This window comes from Nonomuraea basaltis (genome assembly GCF_005893125.1).
Classification (GTDB): domain Bacteria; phylum Actinomycetota; class Actinomycetes; order Streptosporangiales; family Streptosporangiaceae; genus Nonomuraea; species Nonomuraea basaltis.
Genome location: NZ_VCJS01000168.1, coordinates 18,852 through 27,584, shown reverse-complemented (window position 1 = coordinate 27,584; position 8,733 = coordinate 18,852). Strand labels below are relative to the sequence as shown.

The window sequence follows — 8,733 nt, the reverse complement described above, 5'->3', positions numbered from 1 at the left end:
CTCCGCCACCGACGGCCCCTCGTAGCCCGCGATCAGCAGGCACCCCGACCCGCCCGAGCCGATCATGTCCGGCTTCGCCAGGCCGATCATCGTCTCGGTCTCGTCCGACAGCCGCAGCACGGCCGGGAGCGGCGGCTCTTCCTGAGCGAGCGCCCGCATGGCGGCCGATCCCGCCGTGAACGACGAGAACCGCCACCCCTCGTAGAGCCGTTCGGCGGGGGCGCGGCGCACGCGCAGCCGCAGCGACGTGATGACGCCGAAGACGCCCTCCGAGCCGAGGACGAGCTGCCGCAGATCGGGGCCCGCCGCCGATTTGGGTGCCCGGCCGAGGTCGAGGGTGCCCGCGGGCGTGGCCAGGGTGAGGCCGACGACCATGTCGTCGAAGCGGCCGTATCCGGCGGAGGCCTGGCCGCTGGAGCGGGCCGCGGCGAAGCCGCCGAGCGTGGCGTACTCGAAGGACTGGGGGAAGTGCCCCAGCGTCAGTCCGTGCGCGGCGAGCAGCCGCTCGGCGTCGGGACCCCGCACGCCAGGCTCGAACTCGGCCACCATCGACTCGGCGTCCACCGACCGCAGCCGGTCGAGCCGGCCCAGGTCCAGCGCGATCACGCCCGCGAAGCCGTTGCGGGCGGCGGCGAGCCCGCCCACCACCGAGGTGCCGCCGCCGAAGGGCACCACCGCGACCCGCTCCCGTGTGCACAGCCGCAGCAGCTCGGCCACCTGCTCGTGCGAGCCCGGCAGCACGACCGCGTCGGGGGCGTCGGAGCCGTCTCCGGCGCGCATGCGCAGCAGGTCGGGGGTGGACTTGCCGCGCGTGTGCCGCACGCGGTCGTCGTGCGAGGTCAGCACGTGCTCGGCGCCGGCGATCCCGGCCAGCGCCCGAAGCAGCGGTTCCGCGAGGGCGACCGGCGGGAGCCGCACCGACTCCAGCACGACGGCGGGGCGGCTCGGGGCGCGTACGCCCAGCAGGTCGTGCAGCAGCGTGCGCACCTGCTCGGGCAGCTCGCGGGCATGGGCGGGGTCGCCCCAGCCCGACCACAGCATCGGTTGTCTAGGCACGCTTACACTGTGACATATGACGTCGATCCGTCACAATGAGGGCGTTCTGGACGCCGCCCGGGACTGCGTGCTGGCCTACGGGGTACGCAGGACGACGCTCACCGACGTAGCGCGCAGAGCGGGCGTGTCGCGGATGACGATCTACCGCCACTGGCCCGACGTGCGCACGCTGGTCGCCGACCTGATGACCAGGGAGTGGGTACGCGTCGTCGCGGAGCTGGACACGTCGGACCCGGTGCGCGCGGTCGTCGCGGGGGTCCGGGGGCTGCGCGCGCACCCGCTGTGGCGGAAGATCGTGGAAGCGGATCCCGAGCTGCTCATGCCGTACCTGCTCGACCGGCGCGGCGCGACCCACGAGGCCGTGCTTGAGGTGCTGGAGCGGGCCTTGGGCGACCCGCGCAAGGCCAGGGCGGTGCTGCTGGTGGCGCAGTCGTTCCTGCTGTCGGCGCCCACCATGCTCGACCCCGTGACGCTGGACGAGCTCGACGCCGAGCTCGCCGTCCTGCTGGAGGCCTACCTTGGATAGCTCACTCAATGCCCGCAGACGAGCGCGCGAGCTGCGCGAGGTCGCCGAGGAACGGGTGGACGTGCTGGTCGTGGGGCTCGGGGCGACCGGCGCGGGCGCCGCGCTCGACGCCGCCTCGCGAGGGCTCAGCGTGGCCGCGATCGACGCGCACGACCTGGCGTTCGGGACGTCCCGGTGGAGCTCGAAGATGATCCACGGCGGGCTGCGGTACCTGGCCAAGGGGCAGGTGGACGTCGCCTACGAGAGCGCGGTCGAGCGCGGGATCCTGCTGCGCAGGACGGCTCCGCACCTTGTCAGGGCGCATCCTTACATGCTGCCGCTGACCTCGGCGCTCTCGCGGCGGCAGGCGGCGCTGGTGATGGCCGGCTACCGGCTCGGCGACGTCCTGCGGGCCGCCGCGCGCACGCCGCGCCGCCTGCTGCCGGGGCCGGCGCGGCTCAACGCGGCCAGGGCGCACACGCTGGCGCCCGTGCTGAGCGGTGACGGGCTGCGCGGCGCGCTGCTGTCGTGGGACGGCCGGCTCGTCGACGACGCGCGGCTGGTGGTGGCGATCGCCAGGACCGCCGCCGCGCACGGCGCCCGCGTGCTGACCCGCTGCCGCGCGCTGCGGCTCTCGGACCAGGGCGCGACGGTACGCGACGAGCTGACGGGCGAGGAGCTCACCGTCCGCGCCCGCGCGGTGATCAACGCCACCGGCGTGTGGGCGGGCTCCCTGGACCCCGAGGTGCGGCTGCGCCCGTCCCGGGGCACCCATCTCGTGCTGCGGCCGGGGACGCTCCCCGGGCTGATCGCCGGCATGCACCTGCCCATACCGGGAGAGAGCAACCGGTTCGCGCTCGTTCTGCCCCAGCGCGACGGCCGCGTGTACGTCGGTCTCACGGACGAGCCGGTGGACGGGCCGGTGCCGGACGTCCCCGAAGCACCCGAGGAGGACGTCAGAGCGCTCCTGGACGTGCTGAACGGGGTTCTTGAGACCCAGGTGACCAGAGAGGCGGTTGCGGGCGCCTACGCGGGCCTCAGGCCCCTTCTGGCGGCCGACGGGCGCACGGCCGACCTCTCCCGCAGGCATGCGGTGCTGCTGTCCGGCGGCGGCGTCGTCACGGTGGTCGGGGGAAAGCTCACGACGTATCGGCGCATGGCCGAGGACGCGGTCGATCGAGCGGTCTCGTCACGGAACCTCCCGGCGGGCCGGAGCCGTACGCGGAAGATCCCGCTCGTGGGCGCCGGCACCCAGCCGTCCGGCGTGCCGGCACGCCTGGCCGAGCGGTACGGCAGCGAGGCCGGCGCCGTGCACGAGCTCGTGAAGGCGTACCCGGAGGAGGTCGGGCTCGGCATCACCGAGGGCGAGCTGATGTGGTCGGTCGCACATGAGGGCGCGCTCGACGAGGGCGACCTGCTGGACAGACGGACCAGGATCGGCCTGGTCAGAGAGGACAGGGACCGCGCGCTGGCCACGACACGGGACGTATTGGATCGAACCCGCCACGCCTGAACCCGCCTTTCCGTTAGGTTAGTCTTACCTAATTCAACGGAGAAGGGGAGAGCGGCGTTGGCGAGGGGCTGCGAGCATCCGGTCGGATCTCACACCGGGAAGGTGCCCACGTTGGCCAGCGCCACGGTGGGAGCCCGGCTCTGGCTGCTCATCGAATACCGCGGCGCCTGGCCGTCCCACTTGGAAACCTCCGAACTTCCTGAAGAAATCTCCGAACTCGTCCGCCGCGCGCTCGAACGCGGTATCAGGCCCCAGCTGATCCGCCGTCCGGGCAAGCGGACCCGCCCGCAGGAGCAGGGGATCCGTGTGCTACTGGCGTACGCCGCCGGCGAGCGACCCTGGCTGGCCAGCGGCGTAGTCGCAGGTCCTGACGATCTTGACCTGGACGCGCTCGTGGCCGGAGTGGTCCCGGAGTCCTGCATACTTGAAGACGAGCCGGTATTTCTGGTCTGCACGCACGCCAAGCGCAATGTGTGCTGCGCCCGCATTGGACTACCCCTCGCTCGGTCGCTGGCCGAATCTTTGCCCGACAGAGTGTGGGAAACGTCACACGTTGGCGGCGATCGTTACGCCGCCAACCTCGTGTGCTTGCCACACGGAATTTTCTACGGCAGCATGTCTCAGGCTGCTGCACTGGCAGCGGCTAACGCGTACCGGTCGGGCGAGGTCATTCTCGACCGCTACCGGGGACGCGCAGGCATCCCTGAGCCATTGCAAGCCGTCGAGCACTTCGCCCGAGCCCATACGGGAGAGCGCTCTGTCGGCGCGGTGGCCGTGGAATCCTCCAGGTCGGACGGCGACGTCACCGAAGCCATCGTGCGCTGCGGCGACGTCCGGTTCCAGGTTGTGGTTGAGCCATCGGTGTTCACAGCGCCGTGTGGTACGGCTTGCGCCGAGACGATCACCACCTACCGGCTGGTTTCGCTGGACAGGCTCACGCCTGTGCGGTACGCCACGCCCGCCCTTGCCTGAGCAGGGAACAATCACGGCCCGGCATTGCGTTGGAACAGAGACGCCAAAAGCGTCCAATGCGGCTCAATTACCGAAATACCTCTCACGAAGGTGGTTTTCTCATGTCTCAGGTACGTCGGCAGCTCGCCCGCCCGCGCCCCAGCTGGGGTTGGCAGGATGATGCCGCGTGCCGGGGTGAGGACCTCGTGCTCTTCTTCGGCCCCGATGGGGAGCGGCAGCCCGAGCGTGACGTACGTGAGCGGAAGGCCAAGGCGATCTGCGCCCAGTGCCCTGTCCGCAACGAGTGCCTTGACTACGCGCTGTCCCGGCCCGAGAAGTACGGCACGTGGGGCGGTCTCAACGAGGACGAGCGCGCTTCCGAGCGTCGCCGTCGTATGCGCCGCGCGGCCAGCGCCGGCATCTCCGCCGCTTGACCCACACCCGGCAGCGTCACCAGCATCGCGTGATCGAGCAGTTGTCCCGATGAACCGGAGCCTGGCCCTCCACGCCCAGGCTCTGGCGAACCCGGTCGGGACAACTGCCTGATCAAGCACCCTCCCCCGGATCATCCACTGTGCCATGGCAACCGACATCTGGCGGTCATCGCCCGTTGCCGTGCGTTCGGAGTCCCGTCATGTGCCCGCCCTAGGGTCCCCGGCATGAAACGCATCGCCATCCTGATGTGCGCGGGCGCGACGGTCCTCGGCCTCGCCGCCCCCGCCACCGCCGACCCCGGACGTCCCGGCCCCCAGCCCGGCTTCGGGCAGGCCACGCTGACCGGGTTCGCCTCGCTGCCCGCGCAGACGTTCGTCCCCGGCAGCGAGCCGTCGGGATCGTCGCTGGGCACCGCACCCGTCAACGGGATCACCCCGCCGTTCCCCGGCCAGCCCGTGCAGGGGTTCAGCGGCATCGTCCGCCGCCACGACGGCACGTTCGAGGCCCTGTCCGACAACGGTTACGGCAACAAGGCCAACAGCGCGGACTTCCTGCTGCGCGTCCACCGGATCAAGCCCGACTTCAGGGCCAAGTCCGTACAGGTGCTCGGCGGGTTCAATCTGACCGACCCTCGCGGCCTGGTGCCGTTCCCCCTCACCCGGCAGGACCGCATGCTGACCGGCGCCGACTTCGACGTCGAGTCGATCGTGCGCACGGTGGACGGCACGTACTGGATCGGCGACGAGTTCGGCCCGTTCCTGCTGCACTTCGACCGCCAGGGCCGCCTGATGGAGGCGCCGATCGAGCTGCCTGGTGTCCGTGCGCCCGAGAACCCCTACCTGAACGGCGCCCAGCCGAACCTCGGCCGCAGCAAGGGCTTCGAGGGCATGGCAAGGTCCGTGGACGGCCGCCGCCTCTACCCGCTGCTGGAGGGCACGGTGGCCGGCGACCCGGCGGGGACGCTGCGGATGAACGAGTTCGACCTGCGCGAGCGGGCCTACACCGGGCGGCGGTGGACGTACCGGCTGGACTCACCCACGCACGCCATCGGCGACGCGATCGCGGTCGACGTGAACCGGTTCCTGATCATCGAGCGGGACAACCTGCAGGGCGACGCCGCCCAGGTCAAGCGCATCTACCTGGCGGACCTGCGGGACAGGGACGGCGACGGCGCGCTCGACAAGACCCTGGTCGCCGACCTGCTCGACCTCGCCGACCCGCGCGGCCTGGGCGGCGCGGCGGGGACGTTCAGGTTCCCTTTCCAGACGATCGAGGACGTCGTCATCCTTGACGACCGCACGCTCGGCGTGCTCGACGACAACAACTTCCCGTTCTCCAGCGGCCGCACGCCGGGCAAGGCTGACGACAACGAGTTCATCACCATCCGGCTCACCCGCGGTCTCGACGCAGATCCCCGCGTCTACCGGTAGTGGCCGGGCCGGTGGCCCCGCGGTGCGCGGCCACCGGCCGCCGGTAGCGTGCCCGCCATGGCACTTCCCGAGCCCTCGCCCGTGACCGCCGACGACCTCGACGAGGCCGTACGGCTGGTCCTCACCGTCCTCCGGGACGCGCCCGCGGACGCCTGGGACGGCGCACCCCGCCGCTGACCGCAGTGACCGAAACCCGTCACCGGCATGACCGTAACCCCGGACCGCCCGTCGGCGGACACGCTCGGCCCGGGGCCCGGCACCGCGTTCCCGCCCGCGCCTCACACTATGAGGTCGTCGAACTCGCCGTCCTTCGCCCCGAGGACGAACGCGGTGATCTCGGCCGGGGTGTAGACCAGCGCCGGTCCTTCGGGAAAGCGTGAGTTACGCATGGCGATGTCGCCCGTGGGCAGGTTCGCGACCTCGACGCAGTTGCCATTGGGGTTGCTCCGCTTGCTCTTTCGCCAGACGACGGGAAGGCGGCCGGCGGGCGTTCCGTTCCGGAACTCGTGCATGGGGGCAGCTCCTCGCGATCTTACGAATGCACGTGCATCCGCGTTTGCGAGCTGACAATACGGCAGCACGTTGATCTCCATATACCGGACGACCAAAAATCCTGGTATGGACTGAATCACAAGGATTTCAGCAGCTCATCCGGAAAGGAGGCCCTCCAGGAAGCGCCTCGTCTCCCTCGGCTCCTCGGCCTGGATGCTGAGCCGGTCCATGACCTCCATGTAGTGATCGGAGTCGGCGGGTTTGTCCAGGTAGAGGGCACTGGTGAGCTGCTCCATGTAGACCACGTCGGGCAGCTCGCGCTCCGGGAAACGCAGGATGCTGAACGGTCCGCCGGCCGCCGCGTGGCCGCCGCGATCGAACGGCATGATCTGCACGGTGATGTTGCGCTCGGCCGTGGCGTCCAGCAGATGGGCGATCTGCTCGCGCATGGTCTCGCGGCCGCCGATCGTGCGGCGCACGACGGCCTCGTCGATCACCGCCCACACCGTCAGCCCGCTCTCGAGCCGCTTCTGCCGGGTCGTGCGCAGGTCCACGCGCCGGTCCATCTCCGCCCTCGCGGCCTTCTCATGGGCCAGCTCGATGACGGCCCTGGCGTAGGCGGGGGTTTGCAGCAGGCCGGGCATGAACTGGTTCTCGTAGGTACGGATGCTGGACGCGGCGCCCTCGAGCCCGATGTAGACCTCGAACCAGGAGGGCAGCACGTCGCCGTACTTGTGCCACCAGCCCGGGGCGTTGGCCTGCTTGGCCAGGTCGAGCAGCGGCTGCCGCTCGGCGGGGTCCGTGACCCCGTACAAAGTGAGCAGATCGGCCACGTCGCGCTGCTTGAAACTGACCTGGCCGAGCTCCAGCCTGCTGATCTTGGCATGAGATGCGCGAATCGAGTACCCCGCGTCTTCGCGCGAGATACCCTTCTCTGTGCGGAGCCTGCGCAGTTGGGTTCCGAGCAGGATCCGCAGCACCGTCGGGCTTCCCGGCGCATAGCTGAGAAGCTTCCCTTCCGTGCTCTGTGCGCTCACTGCACCGCTCCTAGATCATCTGCACGTGCAGATGCCATCAGCATCCGTAAACTACGAAAAGTCTTGCATTAGCAAGTACTCCCCGTAAAGATGGGCATTGGATCACCAGACCGCGCTTCGGGGGCCAGAATGACGACTTTCGACGCTCGGCCGCAAGCCGCCATCGGTTATCGGCCACCAGGATGGCTCTCGTCCATTCTGGTAGAGGGTCGTGCCGGTGAATGCGACGCTGTGTTCCCCTTTCACCAGCGCGCCGCTCTGGAGCCCGCCTGCGTGGCCACGGCCAGGCGGTTCGTCGACCAGACGCTCACCACGTGGGGCGTCATCGAGGTGGCCTTCGACGCCCAGCTCGTGGTCTCCGAGCTGGTGACCAACGCGATGCGGCACGGCGGCGGGGCCGCGCAGCTCCGGCTGCTGTCGCACGAGGCGGAGCTGGCCTGCGTGGTGACCGACCACAGCCGGACCGTGCCGGTGGCCGCCGCGCCCGACGTGTTCTCGGAGTTCGGGCGGGGGCTGCGGCTGGTCGACGCCCTCTGCACCGCCTGGGGCTGGCTCTCCCCCGGGGGCCCGCGCAAGCTCGTCTGGGCCGTGCTCGCGGGCTGAGACCCGGCAGCGGTCTCAGAAGTCGGCATGAGATCGCCATGACACAGCGGTCAGTCCCTGCCGAGCAGGTCCAGCACGTCGGCGTCGCTGAGCTGGTCGAAGCGCTCGTACCACTGCCCCACCGCCCTGAAGTCGATCGGCGTCAGCAGCGCCACCACCTCGTCGGCCTCCTCCCGCATGGACCTGATGGTCTCGCGGGCCCCGACCGGCACGGCGAGCGTCACCTTGGCGGGCTTGGCCGTGCCGACCGCTCTGAGGGCCGCCCGGGCGGTGCCGCCCGTGGCGAGGCCGTCGTCGACCACGATCACCTCCCGGCCCTCCAGCGCTGGCAGAGGGCGGTCGCCGCGGTAGGCGCGCACGCGGCGGGCCAGCTCGCGCCGCTCCTGCTCGACCACGTCCGCGACGTCCTCGGGCGTCATGCCGAGCCGGTGCAGCAGCGGCAGGTCGAACACCGGCTCGCCGCCCTCGGCTATCGCGCCGACGCCCAGCTCGGGCGTCGGCGGATAGCCGATCTTCCTGGTCACCAGCACGTCGAGAGCGGCGTCGAGCCTGCGGGCGATGGGCACCGCGACCGCCACGCCGCCGCGGGGCAGCGCGAGCACCACGGGGTCATGCGCGTCCAGCAGCCGCTCGGCGAGCCGCACCCCAGCCTCGGCCCGATCTGCGAAAAGCTCCATGACCATTGCCTACCCCGCCGGCCCGCTCTCTCCT

At 70.7% G+C, this 8,733-nt stretch carries 10 protein-coding genes; 6 read left to right on the top strand and 4 right to left on the bottom strand.

Annotated features, from left to right (window positions below; all coding sequences use genetic code 11):
- Positions 1-1,056: FAD-binding oxidoreductase (locus tag EJK15_RS49080; RefSeq protein ID WP_420847150.1), on the bottom strand; the 1,056-nt coding region annotated here is incomplete at its 3' end.
- A 16-nt stretch (positions 1,057-1,072) separates the two neighbouring features.
- Here EJK15_RS49080 and EJK15_RS49075 point away from each other — a divergent pair.
- From EJK15_RS49075 to EJK15_RS49055, 5 genes are all read left to right on the top strand, one after another.
- Positions 1,073-1,582, top strand: a complete 510-nt coding sequence (locus EJK15_RS49075) for a TetR/AcrR family transcriptional regulator (RefSeq protein ID WP_138717347.1) — start codon at positions 1,073-1,075, stop codon at positions 1,580-1,582.
- The gene (locus tag EJK15_RS49070) at positions 1,575-3,074 is read left to right on the top strand and encodes a glycerol-3-phosphate dehydrogenase/oxidase (protein ID WP_138717346.1); all 1,500 of its coding nucleotides are present in this window, start codon (positions 1,575-1,577) and stop codon (positions 3,072-3,074) included. Before EJK15_RS49075 ends, EJK15_RS49070 begins: the two co-directional genes overlap by 8 nt.
- A gap of 102 nt (positions 3,075-3,176) precedes the next feature.
- Positions 3,177-4,046, top strand: coding sequence for a sucrase ferredoxin (locus EJK15_RS49065; protein WP_240777700.1), 870 nt, complete (start codon positions 3,177-3,179; stop codon positions 4,044-4,046).
- A 101-nt stretch (positions 4,047-4,147) separates the two neighbouring features.
- Positions 4,148-4,459: a WhiB family transcriptional regulator gene (locus EJK15_RS49060; RefSeq protein ID WP_080036407.1), complete on the top strand. Its 312-nt coding sequence runs from the start codon at positions 4,148-4,150 to the stop codon at positions 4,457-4,459.
- Positions 4,460-4,684: 225 nt separating this feature from the next.
- Complete coding sequence (locus EJK15_RS49055) at positions 4,685-5,890, top strand: esterase-like activity of phytase family protein (protein ID WP_138717344.1); 1,206 nt, start codon at positions 4,685-4,687, stop codon at positions 5,888-5,890.
- A 278-nt stretch (positions 5,891-6,168) separates the two neighbouring features.
- Here EJK15_RS49055 and EJK15_RS49050 read toward each other — a convergent pair whose 3' ends face one another.
- Positions 6,169-6,402, bottom strand: coding sequence for a DUF397 domain-containing protein (locus EJK15_RS49050; RefSeq protein ID WP_138717343.1), 234 nt, complete (start codon positions 6,400-6,402; stop codon positions 6,169-6,171).
- A 135-nt stretch (positions 6,403-6,537) separates the two neighbouring features.
- A complete protein-coding gene (locus tag EJK15_RS49045; protein WP_138717342.1) occupies positions 6,538-7,419 on the bottom strand; it encodes a helix-turn-helix domain-containing protein in 882 nt (293 codons plus the stop codon).
- A gap of 231 nt (positions 7,420-7,650) precedes the next feature.
- Between EJK15_RS49045 and EJK15_RS49040 the strand changes: the two genes are divergently transcribed.
- Positions 7,651-8,022, top strand: a complete 372-nt coding sequence (locus tag EJK15_RS49040) for an ATP-binding protein (RefSeq protein ID WP_171074969.1) — start codon at positions 7,651-7,653, stop codon at positions 8,020-8,022.
- Between the two features lie 50 nt (positions 8,023-8,072).
- On the opposite strand, the gene EJK15_RS49035 is transcribed toward EJK15_RS49040, so the two are convergent.
- A complete protein-coding gene (locus EJK15_RS49035) occupies positions 8,073-8,699 on the bottom strand; it encodes a phosphoribosyltransferase (protein ID WP_138717340.1) in 627 nt (208 codons plus the stop codon).
- Positions 8,700-8,733 lie beyond the last annotated feature (34 nt).

Excerpts from the sequence above, each read along its gene's own strand:
- EJK15_RS49075 (WP_138717347.1), top strand. The coding sequence starts at position 1,073 with ATGACGTCGATCCGTCACAATGAGGGCGTTCTGGACGCCGCCCGGGAC.
- EJK15_RS49055 (WP_138717344.1), top strand. The coding sequence starts at position 4,685 with ATGAAACGCATCGCCATCCTGATGTGCGCGGGCGCGACGGTCCTCGGC.
- EJK15_RS49035 (WP_138717340.1), bottom strand. The coding sequence starts at position 8,699 with ATGGAGCTTTTCGCAGATCGGGCCGAGGCTGGGGTGCGGCTCGCCGAG.
- EJK15_RS49060 (WP_080036407.1), top strand. The coding sequence starts at position 4,148 with ATGTCTCAGGTACGTCGGCAGCTCGCCCGCCCGCGCCCCAGCTGGGGT.
- EJK15_RS49050 (WP_138717343.1), bottom strand. The coding sequence starts at position 6,402 with ATGCACGAGTTCCGGAACGGAACGCCCGCCGGCCGCCTTCCCGTCGTC.